At 68.2% G+C, this 17,285-nt stretch carries 13 protein-coding genes, 1 tRNA gene and 1 pseudogene; 11 read left to right on the top strand and 4 right to left on the bottom strand.

Annotated features, from left to right (window positions below; all coding sequences use genetic code 11):
• Positions 1 to 261 precede the first annotated feature (261 nt).
• Positions 262 to 1,548 carry a cytochrome P450 gene (locus tag ACZ45Z_RS30240; protein WP_468369116.1) on the top strand — a complete coding sequence of 429 codons (1,287 nt, stop codon included), beginning with the start codon at positions 262 to 264 and terminating at the stop codon, positions 1,546 to 1,548.
• Between the two features lie 121 nt (positions 1,549 to 1,669).
• Positions 1,670 to 2,001, top strand: a pseudogene (locus tag ACZ45Z_RS30245) (response regulator); the annotation flags it as partial.
• A 270-nt stretch (positions 2,002 to 2,271) separates the two neighbouring features.
• Here the strand turns inward: ACZ45Z_RS30245 and ACZ45Z_RS30250 are convergent.
• The 3 genes from ACZ45Z_RS30250 to ACZ45Z_RS30260 are packed head-to-tail and all read right to left on the bottom strand — an operon-like array spanning position 2,272 to position 3,736.
• On the bottom strand, positions 2,272 to 3,072 hold the full coding sequence (locus ACZ45Z_RS30250) for a HEAT repeat domain-containing protein (RefSeq protein ID WP_468369120.1): 801 nt from the start codon (positions 3,070 to 3,072) through the stop codon (positions 2,272 to 2,274).
• A gap of 17 nt (positions 3,073 to 3,089) precedes the next feature.
• The gene (locus tag ACZ45Z_RS30255; protein ID WP_468369123.1) at positions 3,090 to 3,497 is read right to left on the bottom strand and encodes a hypothetical protein; all 408 of its coding nucleotides are present in this window, start codon (positions 3,495 to 3,497) and stop codon (positions 3,090 to 3,092) included.
• The gene (locus tag ACZ45Z_RS30260; protein ID WP_468369126.1) at positions 3,497 to 3,736 is read right to left on the bottom strand and encodes a helix-turn-helix domain-containing protein; all 240 of its coding nucleotides are present in this window, start codon (positions 3,734 to 3,736) and stop codon (positions 3,497 to 3,499) included. Before ACZ45Z_RS30260 ends, ACZ45Z_RS30255 begins: the two co-directional genes overlap by 1 nt.
• Positions 3,737 to 3,798: 62 nt before the next feature.
• Here ACZ45Z_RS30260 and ACZ45Z_RS30265 point away from each other — a divergent pair, with 62 nt between their 5' ends.
• Positions 3,799 to 5,502, top strand: a complete 1,704-nt coding sequence (locus ACZ45Z_RS30265) for a DNA methyltransferase (RefSeq protein ID WP_468369129.1) — start codon at positions 3,799 to 3,801, stop codon at positions 5,500 to 5,502.
• Positions 5,503 to 6,012: 510 nt separating this feature from the next.
• The gene (locus tag ACZ45Z_RS30270) at positions 6,013 to 6,669 is read left to right on the top strand and encodes a PDDEXK family nuclease (RefSeq protein WP_468369131.1); all 657 of its coding nucleotides are present in this window, start codon (positions 6,013 to 6,015) and stop codon (positions 6,667 to 6,669) included.
• A 511-nt stretch (positions 6,670 to 7,180) separates the two neighbouring features.
• On the opposite strand, the gene ACZ45Z_RS30275 is transcribed toward ACZ45Z_RS30270, so the two are convergent.
• Positions 7,181 to 7,252: transfer RNA gene (locus ACZ45Z_RS30275), tRNA-Arg, on the bottom strand.
• A 210-nt stretch (positions 7,253 to 7,462) separates the two neighbouring features.
• On the opposite strand from ACZ45Z_RS30275, the gene ACZ45Z_RS30280 reads away from it, so the two are divergent.
• The 7 genes from ACZ45Z_RS30280 to rho all read left to right on the top strand — a co-directional run bounded on the left by ACZ45Z_RS30280 (position 7,463) and on the right by rho (position 17,050).
• Positions 7,463 to 8,023 carry a response regulator gene (locus ACZ45Z_RS30280; protein ID WP_468369134.1) on the top strand — a complete coding sequence of 187 codons (561 nt, stop codon included), beginning with the start codon at positions 7,463 to 7,465 and terminating at the stop codon, positions 8,021 to 8,023.
• A gap of 93 nt (positions 8,024 to 8,116) precedes the next feature.
• Positions 8,117 to 9,316 (top strand): ArgS-related anticodon-binding protein NrtL, encoded by a 1,200-nt coding sequence (gene nrtL, locus ACZ45Z_RS30285; protein WP_468369136.1) that lies wholly within the window; start codon positions 8,117 to 8,119, stop codon positions 9,314 to 9,316.
• Between the two features lie 24 nt (positions 9,317 to 9,340).
• The gene (lysA, locus tag ACZ45Z_RS30290) at positions 9,341 to 10,732 is read left to right on the top strand and encodes a diaminopimelate decarboxylase (RefSeq protein WP_468369139.1); all 1,392 of its coding nucleotides are present in this window, start codon (positions 9,341 to 9,343) and stop codon (positions 10,730 to 10,732) included.
• 150 nt (positions 10,733 to 10,882) lie between these two features.
• Positions 10,883 to 12,175, top strand: coding sequence for a homoserine dehydrogenase (locus ACZ45Z_RS30295; protein ID WP_468369141.1), 1,293 nt, complete (start codon positions 10,883 to 10,885; stop codon positions 12,173 to 12,175).
• 8 nt (positions 12,176 to 12,183) lie between these two features.
• Positions 12,184 to 13,260 (top strand): threonine synthase, encoded by a 1,077-nt coding sequence (thrC, locus tag ACZ45Z_RS30300; protein WP_468369144.1) that lies wholly within the window; start codon positions 12,184 to 12,186, stop codon positions 13,258 to 13,260.
• Positions 13,261 to 13,588: 328 nt separating this feature from the next.
• Entirely contained in the window at positions 13,589 to 14,506 is a 918-nt protein-coding gene (thrB, locus tag ACZ45Z_RS30305; RefSeq protein ID WP_468369146.1) for a homoserine kinase, read from the top strand.
• Positions 14,507 to 14,881: 375 nt separating this feature from the next.
• Complete coding sequence (gene rho, locus ACZ45Z_RS30310; protein WP_468369148.1) at positions 14,882 to 17,050, top strand: transcription termination factor Rho; 2,169 nt, start codon at positions 14,882 to 14,884, stop codon at positions 17,048 to 17,050.
• Positions 17,051 to 17,285: the final 235 nt, after the last annotated feature.

The raw sequence follows: 17,285 nt of genomic DNA on the forward strand, positions 1-17,285 counted from the left end.
TCCAGGGTTGTTCTGTGAACGAGTCGGATGACAGTTTGTAAACTCGGTCCGACCGAATAAAAGAAGGCCGAGCTCGTCAGCGGAAGCGGACGACCGAACTACCGGTCGAGGGCATGGGCCTGGGCCATGGCCGCCGTGAGCAAGGGGCTATGGCGTACGACACATCCGCGCGCGCCGAGTGGGGGTCCTGTGCCGTCCCGGCCGCCTTGGGCCGCCGAGTGCGGGGGACCGTCCCCCTCGACGAAAGGCAGTATTAGCGTCATGACGACTCTCCGTTCCCGGATCTTCGCCTGGGCCGGCCGTATGTACCTGGCGAGAACTCGGCGGAAGGGCTTCGACCTGTCTCGAATGTCTTTCTTGCCCGAGTCCGTCCTGATGCCGCTGCGGCGCGAGGGGCTTGACCCCGTGACGGATCTGGCGGCCGCCCGGGAGAAGGAGCCCGTCACCCGGCTGCCGGTCCCGATAGCCGCGAACGTGTGGCTGGTCACCGGCTATGACGAGGTCAAGGCGGTGCTCGGCAAGGCGAACGCCTTCAGTTCCGACTTCACCAACCTCGTCGGCAAGGCCGGGGCCGGCGCCGAGCAGAATCCCGGCGGCCTCGGATTCGCCGACCCACCCGTGCACACCCGCCTTCGCCGGCTGCTCACCCCGGAATTCACCATGCGCCGGCTCGGCCGGCTCACGCCGCGCATTCACGAAATCGTAGAAGAGCGCCTGGACGCCATGGAAAAGGCGGCCAAGAACGGCGAGCCGGTGGACATCGTCCATTCCTTCGCGCTGCCCATTCCTTCCCTCGTCATCTGCGAATTGCTCGGCGTGCCGTATGAGGACCGGGTGGACTTCGAGCGGCTCAGCGCCGCCCGTTTCGACCTGTTCAGCGGCGCCAATGCCTCGTTCGGCGCCATATCTGAATCGCTTTCCTATTTCCGGGACATCGTCAAGAAGCAGCGCGCGAACCCCGGTGACGGCCTGCTCGGCATGATCGTGAAGGAACACGGCGACTCGGTCAGCGACGAGGAGCTGGCCGGGCTCGCCGACGGCGTGCTGACCGGCGGCTTCGAGACCACCGCCAGCATGCTCGCGCTGGGCACCCTGGTGCTCCTTCAGGACCCCAAGCACTTCGCGGCCATGAACGACGGCGACGAGGTCGTCGACCGCTATGTCGAGGAACTGCTGCGCTACCTCACCGTCGTGCAGGTCGCGTTCCCGCGTTTCGCGCGCGAGGACCTGGAGATCGGCGGCGTGCGGATCACCGCCGGGGACGTCGTGCTGTGCTCGCTCAGCGGCGCCGACCGGGACGGCAAACTGGGCCCGGAGATGGAACAGTTCGACCCCTCGCGCAACGTTCCCTCGCATCTCGCCTTCGGTTACGGAATACACCGCTGCGTCGGTGCGGAGCTGGCCCGGATGGAACTCCGCGCCGCCTATCCGGCACTGGTACAACGATTCCCCCGCATGCGCCTCGCCGTCGAACCGGAGGAGCTGGCATTCCGAAAGCTCTCGATCGTCTACGGAATCGACTCGCTGCCGGTCCATCTCGGCGGCTGAACGCCCGCCACCCCTCGCGCTCCCCGACCGGGCACCTGGCTCCATGGCCGAGTGCCCGGTTTTTGTCGCCCGGCGCCGGACCGCGCCGGACCCCTCCCGCCGTACGGCAGAATGCCCTCCCGTGACCATTCGCTTACTGATCGCCGACGACCAGGAGATGGTCCGTCGGGGAATGCGGCGCATCGTGGAGAGCCAGCCGGACATCGAAGTGGTCGGCGAGGCGGCGAACGGCGTGGACGCTGTGGAGCGGGCCCGCGCGCTCAAGCGCTCCGCTTCGGCGCCTCCGGTTTCCTGCTCAAACGGTCCGGCCCCACCCTGCTCATCGAGGCGGTCCGGGCGGCGATGGCGGGCGACAGCCTGATCAGCCCCTCGATCACCGTCCGCCTGCTCCGGCACGTCACCGGCTCCCCGGCCGGCCGCCGCGAGCGGGACCGTGTCCTGACCGACCGGGAAGTGGCCGATGCCCAGGCGCTGTTGGGCGCGGATCGACTGGAGTGCTGAACCAGTTCCATCGAAGGGCCATTGTGCTCTCCGCCGTACAGAAGCGCGAAGCCACGGCGGAGAGCCTCCCTCCGGCGCTGCACGAGCCTCCAGCCAGCCAGCAGAGCCTGCACCAAGGGCGGCGATGTCCGTAACGCTAGACGGGTGCGACTCGAGCACGGGCACGGGCATCACCACCCCCAGGTGGGTTTGCCAGGACGCAGAGCAGAATTCGAGTCACTGCTATCGGCGAAGCGTCTGAGACTTCAGGGCGTTGAGAATGCCGTCCGTATCTGGTTGACGGAGCCAGTCGTCCTTCTTCGCCCACAGGGTGACGATGCCGGCACGGCTCTGAGCGTCGAGCCCGCCCAGCAGGCCATAAATCGCCTCTTCCGCGACGTCCCCGAGCGCCAGGACGATCAGCCTGCGAACGTCCTCCGGCGCCGCCTGGAGGGCTTTTACGAGCTCGGCGATGAGACCGCGCTCAGCCAGCAGGTGCGCAGCCGTAGCGGCCTGACGCAGGTCATCAACGCGGAGCCAGTTGAGCAGCTCGTCCAAGCATTTCTGGGGTAGGTCCGACGGCATGACCGCCGCTGCGTGTGTCGCGACAAGCACGCTGGGATCATTGACGAGGCGCATGAGCTTGGCGGGTGCCTTGCGAGCCCCAGTCCCGAGCCCCCAGGCGGCAGCCGCACGCACCTCTTCCGGAACTGCCGGCTTGGTGCTGCCGGCTACCGAGTGCAGCGCCTCTGCGACCTCGTCGGTGTCGATTTCCGACAAGGAAAACACCGCCTCCATACGCTCCTCGTCGGTCGAGTCAGCGCATTCAGCGACCACGAGCAGCGCAGCAACGGACGCTGGGCGCGTGGGGGCAAGGCTGGCGTGCGCTTCGAGGCGTAGGCGCCAGTCATTGGTCTTATCGTCCGCTATGCCGATGAGGACGTCCTCGACCGGCTCCGTGCCGAGGAACCGGGCCGCCTTGACGGCCGGGAATCGAATGTCTTCATCGGTCGAGAAGAGGTCCTTCTGCCAGCTCCAGTCCATCGGATACGGACTTCCGATTACCCTCCTTGGACCAGGGCATCTTCCAAGCTCTGCCGAGTCACATAGACAAGGTTGGACACGCGCACGGGGTTCGTCTTCATGCCGACACGTGCGAAAGCGAAGATGTCGTCCGGGCGCATGCCTCCGTCGCGCCAGGCGCGGCCTGGCAGCGTGGAGTCGGAGAGCTTGATCTCAAGCTTTGTCTTGCCCTTGGACTCGAAGCGGCGCCCACAGTCAACGCACATGAGGTCGGGTAGGCGCATGCGCTTGACCTTCGTCTGCCATACCTTGTTGGCCTTGGCGTACCGCTCAAGCTCGATGATGCGGTGCCCATGATTATGCTCGAGGTCTTGGGTGATCGCGTCGGCCGCGTGGACTCCCATGCTCAGGAATCGCGCGAAATCAACGTCTTCCTTGAAGCCCATCAAATACCTTCGAGTAGTTGTGCGGCATCGATCTTGAGCGCACGCGCGAGGGCAATGATGTTGTCAAGGCTTACATTGCGCTGACCTCGTTCCACCGAAGAGACGTAGGTGCGGTGGATGCCCGCAGCTTCCGCGAGCTCTTCTTGCGAGAGGCCTGCCGAGAGACGGTGCTGCCGCACACGATGGCCGAACGCCTCACGCTGCCGCTGGATGCGGGACTTGTCGGAGGCTTGCGTCATGATGTAGGGACGCTAGGACGGTGCAGACGATGGGTCTACAGACTATGAGTAACATTGGCGGCGTGGCCGAGGAGTTGGTGGTGGGTCGTGGCGACCCCGCCTACCTCGCGCACGCCTACCTGACCAAGGTCCCCGTGCCTGCGATTACGCCGTTTATCGAGGCCTACTGCCCGCCCGGCGGCGTCGTGGTCGACCCGTTCGCCGGCTCTGGCATGACGGGGGTCGCGGCGCGGATCACCGGACGCCAGGCACGCCTGTCGGACATCTCGGTGCTGGGTCGACACATCGGCTCCAACTATCTCAACATGGTGGAGGGGTACGAGTTCACCGGTGCCGCGCAGGCCGTCATCAAGCGGGCCCAGGACGCTGTCGGCAAGATCTACGAGGTCCCCTGCAATGGGTGCGGTGGAACTGGCCGGCTCGCGAAGACCGTCTGGAGCGTCCTGGTGAGGTGTGCGGGCTGCGACAAGCCTGTGAACTACTACCACTCGCTCGAAGCCGCGGAGTGGTCGAAGCCGAACATGGCCTGCCCCCACTGCTCGGCCCACATTTCGAGCAAGCTCGACCGCGTAGGTGAACAGCCCGTGGTCGACTACATCAACTGCGCGTGCTCCCCGAAGCAGCGTGAGCAGCCGGCGGTCGCCGCGCCGAGTATCGACGTCGATGGCCTGGAATTCCCCCACGTTGAGATTACGCCCGACCGGGAGATGTACCGGGCGTCTGCGCTGGGCAAGAGCGGTTACACGACCGTGGCGTCGTTCTACTCGCCGCGTAACTTGCGCACTCTGGTGGCCCTGCGCGATGAGATTCGCGGGCTTGAGGATCGCGCCGTGAGCCAAAAGCTGCTGTTCGCGTTCACTGCAACGTTGACTCGGGCGAGCAAGCGGTACCAGTGGTCCCACAAACGCCCGCTGAACGCCGCGAACCAGAACTACTACATCGCGCCGGTTTTCTACGAGTGGAACGTCTTCGAGCTGTTCGAGCGCAAGACGACCGCCGTGTTGAAGGCTGATGACTGGATCCGGACACAGGCGTTCACGCGCAACGTGGACGCGGACACGGTGCCCGCGGAGTACGTCACAGAGAGCGCTGCGGAGCTGTCCCTGCCGGATGCGAGCGTGGACTACGTGTTCACGGACCCGCCGTTCGGTTCGAACCTCTTCTACGCGGACATGGCCCTGTTCCAGGAGGGCTGGCTGGATGGCTTCACGGACGTCAGTAAGGAAGCGGTGATCGATCGCTCCACCGGCACGAAGCGCACAGCGGACCGCTACGAGGCGCTGCTGACGGAGTCGCTCAAACAGTGCCGGCGCGTCCTGAAGCCTGGCGGACGCATCTCGATGGTTTTCGGCAACTCGTCGGGCAAAGTCTGGGCAGTGGTCCAGCGAGCAGTCGCAGCAGCCGGCCTGCGCATCGAGCCGGAGAAGATCGCCGTCTTGAACAAGGGGCAGCGCTCCGTGAAGGGGCTTGCCTCGGGCTTCGAGCACGTCGCCACGCTCGACCTTGTATTGACGATGGTTTCGCAGGACGACGCCGAGGCTTCGTTTAAGCAACCGTCAGCTGAGGCAGTTGCCGCGGCGATGCGCGAGCTGGTGAGTGCCGCTGGCCCCGCCTCACCGAGCCACCTGTATCTGGAGCTTCTCCGCCGTGCGCTTCGGGAGGGATGGAGTGTCGCTGACCTCAATCTGCGGACGGCGACCGCAACGCTCCTGGATGACGGGTGGAGTATCGACCCGAAGACGGGCCTACTGGTCGAGCCCGAGTAGGCGCACGGCTCCGGCGCGCCCGAGCCGTCGACGACCGGGAACGGCGACGGGCAGGGCGAAGATCCGTCAGACACGGCTGCTGAGGCCGAAATGTCGAGCAGCGGATTCAGGAGGGGCGCCGGGGCTGATCAACTGTCCGACAGACACCACGCCATCCGTCGGCGAGTTGGAGAAGCTCGGTCAGGCCGCGACCCATCCTCCATTGCTTGGCCCGGCCGAGACCTGGAATGATCTCCGGGACACCGCCCTTTATATCCTCTATGTCCTCAACGCAATTCAGAACCACGAAGGCTACTGCGCCAGCGAATGAGCCAAGAACAACTGAAGGGCGTGGCTTTGCCGCTAGCGAATTGCTGTGATCGGACGTATCAGCGCCCCGCAGCCCAGCCGTGCCCGATCCTCACTCAAGGACGCCACCCTGCGCGCTCGAACACCCATGCTCATGTTCCGCATGCGTCATGTTACTCATAGTCTGTAGACGTTGATCTAGGTGCGGGCGACTGTTTCTGCGTGACTGATCGTCAACTCATCCCGAGGCAGGGAAATCCGGAAGGCCAGGGCGCTCTACTCCGCCCACAAGGTGACATCCGCAAGATCGTAGAACTGGGTCTACAGCTCCAGAGGCAAGCCTCTGAGCGGCGTATTCATAACGTGTTTGACGATGGGGGCTATAAGGAACTATTGCTACTTGAATTGTTCAACCTCACCAAGGGAGGAGGGCGAGTCGGTAACGATGCGACAGATGTGCTGGGACGCGAGTATGAAATCAAAACTGTCGCAAGGCTGAATTTTAAGGGTGAGCGCAAGAAAAGCCTTAGCGTTACTACGGAACATACGCTCACCCTCGACAACATTGATCGCTACAGGTCGGTTCATCTCTGGATCGTCGCGGTTTTCGACCAATCGACCCCGGAAGGAATATACGAGATTCATCCGAGTAAGCTGGAGCCGTATTTTTCCCAGTGGGAAGCAGCGCTCCAGGAACAGATCGAGATCGATTCTCGTCGGGGCGGAGGTGCGCGTCCGCACCTCAACAACCCCAAAATCCCCCTGAACTTCGTTGCTCGGCACGGTGTAAGGGTTTGGCCCCCAGATGGTCCCGCTCAGGTCACGCTTCCGAACTACGTTCAGGAAGGACTCAAGGAAGCCCAAGAATTTACCGAGTGAGCCATTGATTGAACTCCCTTTCGGCTCCCAATGCGAAACGTGGAAGCTTGCTGAGTAAAGTCGCGGCCTTGGGCCGTTGCGGCGGCAGCCAGCAAAATGAAACGGTCGGACCAATCACCTGCGCTATGTGTACTCGAGGAAACCCTGGCTCCTCGATACGAACCACGGGCGGGCGGTCGCTGAGATCCGTCCCAGACTACGGTCGCGCAAGCGTCGGGCCGTATCGACTGCGACCCTGAGTCGGTGCGCCTCATCGCGGTGCCGGCCGTCCTTACGGGTGCCTGTCGGCGGCCTCCACGGCGTGATCAACGTCCAGGACGGGGCGTCTGGCGGTGGTGCGGCCCTCATCGTTTCCAGACGCTCACCTGCGGCGATGCGGGAACGCCCGTCGATGCCTGGTCCGCAGACCCCGCCATGCAGCCGCTCCGAGCGGCATATGGCTGCACATACGCGAAGACCCCGGCCTCAACGTTTCCGTTGGTGACGGGGTCTTGGACACACTTACACAGTGTGCCCCCGGCAGGATTCGAACCTGCGCACACGGCTCCGGAGGCCGTTGCTCTATCCCCTGAGCTACGGGGGCGTTGCGCCGTGTTGTGCGGCGACGGGTAGAACACTACCAGCTCTGACGGGGTGTTCATGAACAGGGTTTTGTGGGGGTGGGGGAGAGGGTCGGGGGGTTCCTAGCGCATGTGTCGGGCGTGGGGGCGGCGGTCGGGGAAAGGTCCCTCGCATGGGGGCGGAAGTGGGGAAAACCGGGACGCAGTCACGGGCGCCCGCCTAGTCTCATGGTGTGCCTGGCTTGTCCGGTCGGATCCTTGTTGTCGATGACAGCAAGGTGATCCGGCAGTTGATCAGGGTCAATCTCGAGCTTGAGGGCTTCGAGGTCGTGACCGCGGCTGATGGTGCCGAATGTCTGGATGTCGTGCACCACGTGAGACCTGATGTGGTGACCCTTGATCTCGTGATGCCACGGCTCAACGGTCTGCGAACCGCGGAGCGGCTGAGGTCGGATCCGCGGACCTGGGACATTCCCATCGCCATCGTGAGCGCCTCCACGCAGGGTGACGTGGACGGCGGCGAGTCGGTGGGGGTCGATGCCTACCTGGCGAAACCCTTCGAGCCGGCCGAGCTCGTCCGGACCGTGCGGGACCTTCTGCGTGAGGGTCGGCGGCGGGAGGGCGAGCCCGAGGACGGGGCGGTGGACAGGGATGAGGACGGGACGGATTTCGCGGCGGGGAGCGTAGCGGGGAATGTCGCGGGGAACGGGCCGTCGTCCGGGGGGATGGGTGTGGCCGACCTCGGTGGGGACGCGGCCGGGTGCGCGGAGGGGGATTCGGAGCCGGCGGCGTAGGGGGTTCGGGCCGACGGAGTGCGCGGGGCGTGAGGTGTCCACAGGGCGAAACCGGGTCGCGTGGTGGGGTGGCTTCTCCCATACGCTTGTCTCGTGACCCCCGCTGAGCTCTCCCGTACCGTGCTGCGCTCCGTGCGTGGTGCCGTGGAGGAGCAGGAGCTCTCCGTGCCCGTGCCGGCGCGGATCGTCGTGCAGCCGCCGCCGCGGCCCGGGTGTGGGGACTACGCGTCGAATGTGGCGCTGCAACTGGCCAAGCCGGCGGGGCGGCCGGCTCGTGAGGTCGCCGAGATCTTGCGGAAGCGGCTGCTGGGGAGCGCCGGGATCGCCCGGGTAGAGATCGCCGGGCCGGGATTCTTGAACTTCACGCTGGGGGACGGGGCACAGGCCGCGCTGGTGCGGGAGGTGCTCGCGCAGGGCGCCTCGTACGGCGAGGCAGGACCGGAGAGGTACGGCGAGGCAGGACCGGAGAGCGCTCAGGACGCGGGGGCCGCCGCAGGCGTTGCCCAGGGGCCGCGGCTGACCGGGGCTCGGGGGCTTGTCGTCGGTGAGGCGTGGGAGCGGGTCGTGGCGGCTGCCGGGATGCGGCGGCCGACGCCTGCCGGACCGGCGGGTGCGGGGGCGGGAGTGCCGGGGGAGCGGGAGTTCGCCGGGCTGGTGGCTCGGCTGGGGGAGGACGAAGCGCGCTGGGCCCTGCTGCGGCCCGCGGCGCACGACCCGGTCCGGCTGCCGGAGCGGCCGGTGCAGCGGGAGAGCAATCCGCGGTTCCGGGTGCAGTACGCGTATGCCAGGACCCGGGCGTTGCTGCGTAACGCGCGGGATCTGGGATTCGCGAGTGAGCCGGGGGACGTGGGCGAGGTCAGCCACCCCCGCGATGCCGTCAGCCATGTCCGTGATGCCCTCAGCCACCCCCGCGATGCCGAAGGGCTCCCCGCCCCCGGCTACCCGGACCACTCCTCCACCACCCGGCCCTCCAGCCACCCGGACCACCCCAGCCACTCCAACGACCCATCCGCCCCCCACACATCCGGCCACCCCCTCCCCACCCTCCTGGCCACCTACCCCGCCGCCCTCCGGAACGCCGCGCGGTTCGGAGCCGTCGAGCGGGTGGTGCGGCATATGGAGGAAACGGCGGACGCCTTCGCGCGGTGGGTGGAGGTGTGGCCTCCGTTGCCGGTCGGGGAGGAGAAACCCTTGGCCGTTCACCGTGCCCGCCTGGCCGTCGCCGAGGCCACCGGGACGGTGCTCGCCAACGGCCTGCGTCTGCTCGGCATCTCCGCGCCCGAACACCTCTGAACCCTTGAGGGGACCTTCACCGTCATGAGCCGTTCCGCCCACCCCGCAGGGCCCCGCCACGCCGATGTGATGCCCGAGGGGCACTACTCCGGGCCGCCCGCCGATCTCAACACCCTCGACCCGCACGTGTGGTCCCGTACCGTCCGGCGCGACGCCGACGGGGTGGTCACCGTGGGCGGGCTGGACGTCGCCGCGCTCGCCGAGGAGTTCGGTACGCCGGCGTACTTCATGGACGAGGACGACTTCCGGGCGCGCTGCCGTGCCTGGAAGGACGCCTTCGGTCCGGACGCCGACGTGTTCTACGCCGGGAAGGCGTTCCTGTCGCGGGCCATCGTGCGGTGGCTGCACGAGGAGGGCCTCAACCTCGACGTGTGTTCCGGCGGCGAGCTGACGACCGCGCTCGCGGCGGGGATGCCGGCGGAGCGGATCGCGCTGCACGGCAACAACAAGAGCGTCGAGGAGATCACCCGCGCCGTGGAGGCCGGGGTCGGGCGGATCGTGCTCGACTCCTTCCAGGAGATGGTGCGGGTCTCGCACATCGCGCAGGGGCTCGGCAGGCGTCAGCCGGTGCAGATCCGGGTCACGGTGGGTGTCGAGGCGCATACGCACGAGTTCATCGCGACCGCGCACGAGGACCAGAAGTTCGGGATCGCGCTGGCCGGCGGGCAGGCCGCGGAGGCGGTCCGGCGGGCGCTGAAGCTGGACGGGCTGGAGCTCATCGGCATCCACTCCCACATCGGGTCGCAGATCTTCGACATGGCGGGCTTCGAGGTGTCGGCCCGCCGCGTGGTCCAACTGCTGACCGAGGTGCGCGACGAGCACGGCGTCGAGCTGCCGGAGATCGACCTCGGCGGCGGGCTCGGCATCGCGTACACCTCGGAGGACGACCCGGCGGAGCCGCACGAGATCGCGAAGGCGCTCGGCGAGATCGTCACGCGCGAGTGCCAGGCGGCCGGTCTGGCCGTGCCGCGGCTGTCGGTGGAGCCCGGGCGGGCGATCGTCGGGCCGACGGCGTTCACGCTGTACGAGGTGGGCACGGTCAAGGAGCTGGAGGGGCTGCGGACGTACGTGTCCGTGGACGGCGGGATGTCGGACAACATCCGCACCGCGCTGTACGACGCGGAGTACAGCGTCGCGCTCGTCTCCCGCACCTCCGACGCCGAGCCGATGCTGTCGCGGGTGGTCGGCAAGCACTGCGAGAGCGGTGACATCGTCGTCCGCGACGCCTTCCTGCCGGCCGATGTGGCGCCCGGTGACCTGCTCGCGGTGCCGGCCACCGGCGCGTACTGCCGCTCGATGGCGAGCAACTACAACCACGCGCTGCGGCCCCCGGTCGTGGCGGTCAAGGACGGCCGGGCCCGGGTGATCGTCCGGCGCGAGACGGAGGAAGATCTCCTGCGGTTGGATGTCGGCTAGGGGCGGATCGCCGGGGCCGGGCCCGGGATGAAATAAATGTCTCGGCATCTGGACTAGGGACGGAAAGTGCCCTCAGGTGCGTGAGACTGGTGCATTACCAAGCATGAAAACCGCATGAAAACCGCTGGAACGATGAAAAGCAGAGGTCGAATGATGCGTACGCGTCCGCTGAAGGTGGCGCTGCTGGGCTGTGGTGTTGTCGGCTCAGAGGTGGCGCGCATCATGACGACGCACGCCGACGACCTCGCGGCCCGCATCGGGGCGCCCGTGGAGCTCGCCGGGATCGCCGTCCGCCGCCCCGGCAAGGTGCGCGACGGCGTCCCCGCCGACCTGGTCACCACCGACGCGACCGCCCTCGTCAAGCGGGGCGACATCGACGTCGTCATCGAGGTCATCGGCGGCATCGAGCCGGCCCGCACGCTCATCACCACCGCTTTCGAGCACGGCGCGAGCGTGGTCTCCGCCAACAAGGCGCTGGTCGCGGCGGACGGCGCGGCGCTGCACGCCGCGGCGGAGGCCAACGACGCGGACCTCTACTACGAGGCGGCCGTCGCGGGCGCCATCCCCCTGGTGCGGCCGCTGCGCGAATCGCTGGCCGGGGACAAGGTCAACCGCGTGCTCGGCATCGTCAACGGCACGACGAACTTCATCCTCGACAAGATGGACAGCAGCGGGGCGGGCTACAGCGAGGCGCTGGACGAGGCGACCGCGCTCGGATACGCCGAGGCCGACCCGACCGCCGACGTCGAGGGCTTCGACGCCGCCGCCAAGGCCGCGATCCTGGCCGGTATCGCCTTCCACACCCGCGTCACCATCGACGACGTGCACCGCGAGGGCCTGACCGAGGTCACCGCCGCCGACATCGCCTCCGCCAAACGGATGGGCTGCACCGTCAAACTCCTCGCCATCTGCGAGCGGGCCGCCGACGGCGCGTCCGTCACCGCCCGGGTGCACCCGGCGATGATTCCGCTCAGCCACCCGCTCGCCTCCGTGCGCGAGGCGTACAACGCGGTCTTCATCGAGGCCGACGCGGCCGGCCAGCTCATGTTCTACGGGCCGGGCGCGGGCGGCCCGCCGACCGCCTCCGCGGTCCTGGGAGACCTCGTCGCGGTCTGCCGCAACAAGGTCGCCGGCACGACCGGGCCGGGGGAGTCGGCGTACACCCGGCTGCCCGTCAGTCCCATGGGCGAGGTCGTCACGCGGTACCACATCAGTCTCGACGTGGCCGACAAGCCCGGCGTTCTGGCGCAGGTCGCGACGGTCTTCGCCGAACACGGCGTATCGATCGATACGGTCCGTCAGCAGGGCAAGGACGGCGAGGCATCCCTCGTCGTCGTCACCCACCGAGCGGCGGACGCGGCCCTGTCGTCGACCGTCGGGGCGCTGCGCGAGCTGGACACCGTCCGCGGTGTCGCCAGCATCATGCGGGTCGAAGGGGAGTAAAGGAACCCATGTCTGCTATTTCCACCGCGAGCCGTCAGTGGCGCGGAATCATCGAGGAATACCGTGACCGGCTGCCGGTCAGTGACACGACCGAGGTGGTCACCCTCCGGGAGGGCGGCACGCCCCTCGTACCGGCCCAGGTGCTCTCCGAGCGCACCGGCTGCGAGGTCCACCTCAAGGTCGAGGGTGCCAACCCCACCGGATCCTTCAAGGACCGCGGGATGACGATGGCGATCACCCGCGCCAAGGAGGAGGGTGCCAAGGCGGTGATCTGCGCCTCCACCGGCAACACCTCCGCCTCGGCCGCCGCCTACGCCGTGCGCGCCGGCATGGTCTGCGCCGTGCTCGTCCCGCAGGGCAAGATCGCGCTCGGCAAGATGGGCCAGGCCCTGGTGCACGGCGCGAAGATCCTTCAGATCGACGGGAATTTCGACGACTGCCTCACGCTCGCGCGGAGCCTGTCCGACAAGTACCCGGTCGCACTTGTGAACTCCGTCAACCCGGTGCGCATCGAGGGGCAGAAGACCGCCGCCTTCGAAATCGTCGACATGCTCGACGACGCGCCCGACATCCACGTGCTGCCCGTCGGCAACGCCGGCAACATCACGGCCTACTGGAAGGGCTACAAGGAGTACGCCGCCGACGGCATCTCCTCGCGCACCCCGCGCATGTGGGGCTTCCAGGCGTCCGGCAGTGCGCCGATCGTGCGCGGCGAGGTCGTCAAGGACCCGCACACGATCGCCACCGCCATCCGCATCGGCAACCCCGCCTCGTGGACGTTCGCCGAGCAGGCGCGGGACGAGTCCGGCGGCTTCATCGACGAGGTGACGGACCGTCAAATCCTCGCCGCCTACCGCCTGCTGGCCGCTCAGGAGGGTGTTTTCGTCGAGCCCGCCTCGGCCGCGTCCGTCGCCGGTCTGCTCAAGGCCGCCGAGCAGGGCAAGGTCGACCCGGGCCAGCGCATCGTCTGCACCGTCACCGGCAACGGCCTCAAGGACCCCGACTGGGCCGTGGCCGGCGCGCCGCAGCCCGTGACGATCCCGATCGACGCGGACGCCGCCGCCGAGCGCCTCGGCCTCGCGTAAAGCGCGCGTCCGACGGGCCCGGCCCACGCGTACGGAAGGCGGTGCGGGACGTTCGCCGTCCCGCACCGCCCGTACAGCAAATCGAGCAAAGGCTGCAAAGACGGCTCCGGGGCACGGCTGGCGCGCGACACGCATCATGCGCCTCCTGTGCGCCCTATGTCGCCACAGAACCTTCCTTCGATAGGCTGGCAGCCAACTCCCCTCCCCACGGCATAACGCAGTGGTGCGCAGGGCAGGTCAGAACAGACCCCACGAGCCGGCCGGGCACCTCGGTGCCGCGGTGCTCCGGGGCAGTACCGCAGCATCAATCAAGGAGAGTCATCGAGCGATGGCCGGTCCCGCGTTCCGCGCCGCCGCCGTCCGGGTGCGCACCCCCGCTACCAGCGCCAATCTCGGTCCCGGCTTCGACGCCCTGGGTCTTTCCCTGGGCCTGTACGACGATGTCGTGGTGCGCGTCGCCGACTCCGGTCTGCACGTCGACATCGCGGGTGAGGGGGCCCGCACCCTCCCGCGCGACGAGAGCCACCTGCTCGTACGCGCCCTGCGCACCGCCTTCGATCTGCTGGGCGGACAGCCGCGCGGCCTGGAAATCGTCTGCGCCAACCGCATCCCGCACGGCCGTGGCCTGGGCTCCTCCTCGGCCGCCATCTGCGCCGGCATCGTCGCCGCCCGCGCGGTGACCATAGGCGGTGAGCAGAAGCTCGACGACGCCGCGCTGCTGGAGCTGGCCACCGAGATCGAGGGCCACCCCGACAACGTCGCGGCGTGCCTGCTCGGCGGCTTCACGCTCGCCTGGATGGACACGGGGACCGCGCGGGCCATCCGGATGGATCCGGCCGCTTCCATCGTTCCGGTGGTGTTCGTGCCCGGAAAGCCGGTGCTGACCGAGACCGCCCGCGGACTGCTGCCGCGCACCGTCCCCCATGTGGACGCCGCGGCCAACGCCGGCCGCGCCGCACTGCTCGTCGAGGCCCTGACCAGGCGCCCCGAGCTGCTGCTCGCCGCGACCGAGGACCGACTTCACCAGGAATACCGCGCGCCGGCGATGCCGGAGAGCGTGGGCCTGGTGAACCGACTGCGCGCGGACGGTGTCCCCGCGGTCATCTCCGGCGCGGGCCCGACGGTCCTCGCGCTGGTCGAGGACGCCGCGGCCGAGAAGGTCGCCGCGCTGGCGGGAGAGGGGTGGGCGGCCAACCGGCTGACCCTCGACGCGGACGGCACCTGTGTGCTGCCGCTCGCCGGGTGATCACAGGCAGTGATCGACGATTGCCGGTCTTGGAAAGGGGGAATGTTTGTTGGATCCGGTAGTGTTAACCTCAAGTCAGTACTCGACGCCTGTGTGGCGCGGTGCTTCGGGTCCCCCATCGGGACCACTTTCTTCCGGGAGCCTCCCAAACTGCTTGGAGCAATGGCCTGAGCAGTAGTGAGCACGCTCCGGAATCGGCGTGACGTCATGAGCACTCTGCATCTCTTCACGCCGGAACCATGAACTGATCTTTCCGCCGTTTCCCGGCGGGACCACCGCCCCGGCCCGGTCCGCAAGACCTAAGGACCGCAGCCGGACAGCACAACCGGTCGCCGAGCCAGACAGGCCGACGCCCGCTCCAGGGAAGGACCCTTCGTGAGCGACACCACCGATCTGATGGGCGCGCGCACCGATGGCAGTGCCACCGCGCCCGCCACGGACGCTCCCGCCGCGCCTGCCACCGGTGCTGCCACAGCCCCTGCCACGCGGCGCCGCCGTTCGGGCACCGGCCTTGATGGCATGGTCCTGGCAGAGCTGCAGCAGGTTGCCTCCGGCCTCGGCATCAAGGGCACCGCGCGCATGCGCAAGAGCCAACTGATCGAGGTCATCAAGGAGAAGCAGGCCGGCGGCTCCTCCCAGGCCGCTTCAGGCTCTGGGGGAGGCTCCGCGGCCAAGGCCGACGCGCCCGCCGACACCGAGACCAAGCCGAAGCGCCGTACGACCTCCAAGGCGCGTACCGGCGACGACGACAAGGCCGCCAGGGCCGGCAAGACGGCCCAGGCCGCCGAGCCCGCCGCGGCCCAGCAGCAGATCGACATCCCCGGCCAGCCGGTGAGTGACGAGCAGCCGGCCGGCGAGCGCCGCCGGCGCCGGGCCACCGCCGCCGCGGGCAGCCCCGAGGCCGTCTCCGGTGACGTCAAGACCGACACCAAGGTCGAGACCCGGACCGAGACCAAGGCCGCCAAGGCCGAGGGCTCCGTGGCCGCCCCGGACACCGACAACCGGCCGAACAAGGGCGGGGACCGTCAGGACCGCGGGCAGAAGAGTGACCGTGGGGACCGCCAGGACCGCGGCGACCGCCCGGAGCGCGGGCAGCGCGGCCAGCGCGACCGTGACCGCGGGGACCGCCAGGACCGCGGGGACCGCCAGGACCGTGGGGACCGCCAGGACCGTGGGGACCGCCAGGACCGCGGCGACCGTGGTGACCGCCGCAAGAACGACGCCGGTGACGGCGGCCAGGGCGGCAACCGCCAGCGCGACAACCGCGACAACCGCCGCGTCGAGGACGACGACGACTTCGAGGGCGGCCGCCGTGGCCGCCGCGGCCGCTACCGCGACCGCCGTGGCCGCCGTGGCGCGCGCGAGGAGTTCGGCAACGAGCCGCAGGTCGCCGAGGACGACGTCCTGATCCCCGTCGCGGGCATCCTCGACATCCTCGACAACTACGCGTTCATCCGGACCTCCGGCTACCTCCCCGGTCCGAACGACGTCTACGTCTCGCTCGCCCAGGTCCGCAAGAACGGCCTGCGCAAGGGCGACCACGTCACCGGTGCCGTCCGCCAGCCCAAGGACGGCGAGCGCCGCGAGAAGTTCAACGCGCTCGTCCGGCTCGACACGGTCAACAGCGTGGCGCCCGAACAGGGCCGCAACCGGCCGGAGTTCGGCAAGCTGACGCCCCTTTACCCGCAGGAGCGACTGCGCCTGGAGGGGGAGTCGGGCGGTCTGACGACCCGCATCATCGACCTGGTCGCGCCCATCGGCAAGGGCCAGCGCGGTCTGATCGTGGCCCCGCCGAAGACCGGTAAGACCATGATCATGCAGGCGGTCGCCAACGCGATCACCCGCAACAACCCCGAGTGCCACCTGATGGTCGTCCTCGTCGACGAGCGGCCCGAAGAGGTCACCGACATGCAGCGGTCGGTCAAGGGCGAGGTCATCTCCTCGACCTTCGACCGCCCGGCCGAGGACCACACCACCGTCGCCGAGCTGGCCATCGAGCGCGCCAAGCGTCTCGTCGAGCTGGGTCACGACGTGGTCGTCCTGCTGGACTCCATCACCCGTCTGGGCCGCGCGTACAACCTCGCCGCCCCCGCCTCCGGCCGCATCCTGTCCGGTGGTGTCGACTCGACCGCGCTGTACCCGCCGAAGCGCTTCTTCGGTGCCGCGCGCAACATCGAGGACGGCGGTTCGCTGACCATCCTGGCCACCGCGCTGGTCGACACCGGCTCGCGCATGGACGAGGTGATCTTCGAGGAGTTCAAGGGCACCGGCAACCTGGAGCTCAAGCTCGACCGCAAGCTCGCCGACAAGCGCATCTTCCCGGCGGTGGACGTGGACGCGTCCGGCACCCGTAAGGAAGAGATCCTGATGGGCAGCGACGAGCTCTCCGTCGTCTGGAAGCTGCGCCGGGTGCTGCACGCGCTGGACCAGCAGCAGGCCATCGAGCTGCTGCTGGACAAGATGAAGCAGACGAAGTCCAACGCGGAGTTCCTGCTCCAGATCCAGAAGACGACGCCGGGCATGGGCGGCAACGGCAACGACTGACGCCCCGCACGACGCCTGAACGAGCCCCCCTCGCCCGCTGTGGGCGAGGGGGGCTTCGTGCTGCCCGGAAGCCGTTCCGGCTGAGACCTTCCGCACAGATCCGCCCGCCACCGGCCGGTTTCGGCCAGGGCACGAATCCGGCCGAAATCCCAGGTGAGAACGGACCCGGCTACCGCGGTGCCGCGCGCCGGCCGCGCCCGTTCCTGAGAAAGCCCGGATAACTCCCTGTGCAACC

It is taken from the genome of Streptomyces sp. NPDC031210, from assembly GCF_055570395.1.

Bases quoted from the DNA above. Each gene is read 5' to 3' on its own strand.
- ACZ45Z_RS30260 (WP_468369126.1), bottom strand. From the start codon at position 3,736: ATGACGCAAGCCTCCGACAAGTCCCGCATCCAGCGGCAGCGTGAGGCG.
- ACZ45Z_RS30295 (WP_468369141.1), top strand. From the start codon at position 10,883: ATGATGCGTACGCGTCCGCTGAAGGTGGCGCTGCTGGGCTGTGGTGTT.
- ACZ45Z_RS30250 (WP_468369120.1), bottom strand. From the start codon at position 3,072: ATGGACTGGAGCTGGCAGAAGGACCTCTTCTCGACCGATGAAGACATT.
- thrB (WP_468369146.1), top strand. From the start codon at position 13,589: ATGGCCGGTCCCGCGTTCCGCGCCGCCGCCGTCCGGGTGCGCACCCCC.
- thrC (WP_468369144.1), top strand. From the start codon at position 12,184: ATGTCTGCTATTTCCACCGCGAGCCGTCAGTGGCGCGGAATCATCGAG.
- lysA (WP_468369139.1), top strand. From the start codon at position 9,341: ATGAGCCGTTCCGCCCACCCCGCAGGGCCCCGCCACGCCGATGTGATG.
- ACZ45Z_RS30255 (WP_468369123.1), bottom strand. From the start codon at position 3,497: ATGGGCTTCAAGGAAGACGTTGATTTCGCGCGATTCCTGAGCATGGGA.
- ACZ45Z_RS30240 (WP_468369116.1), top strand. From the start codon at position 262: ATGACGACTCTCCGTTCCCGGATCTTCGCCTGGGCCGGCCGTATGTAC.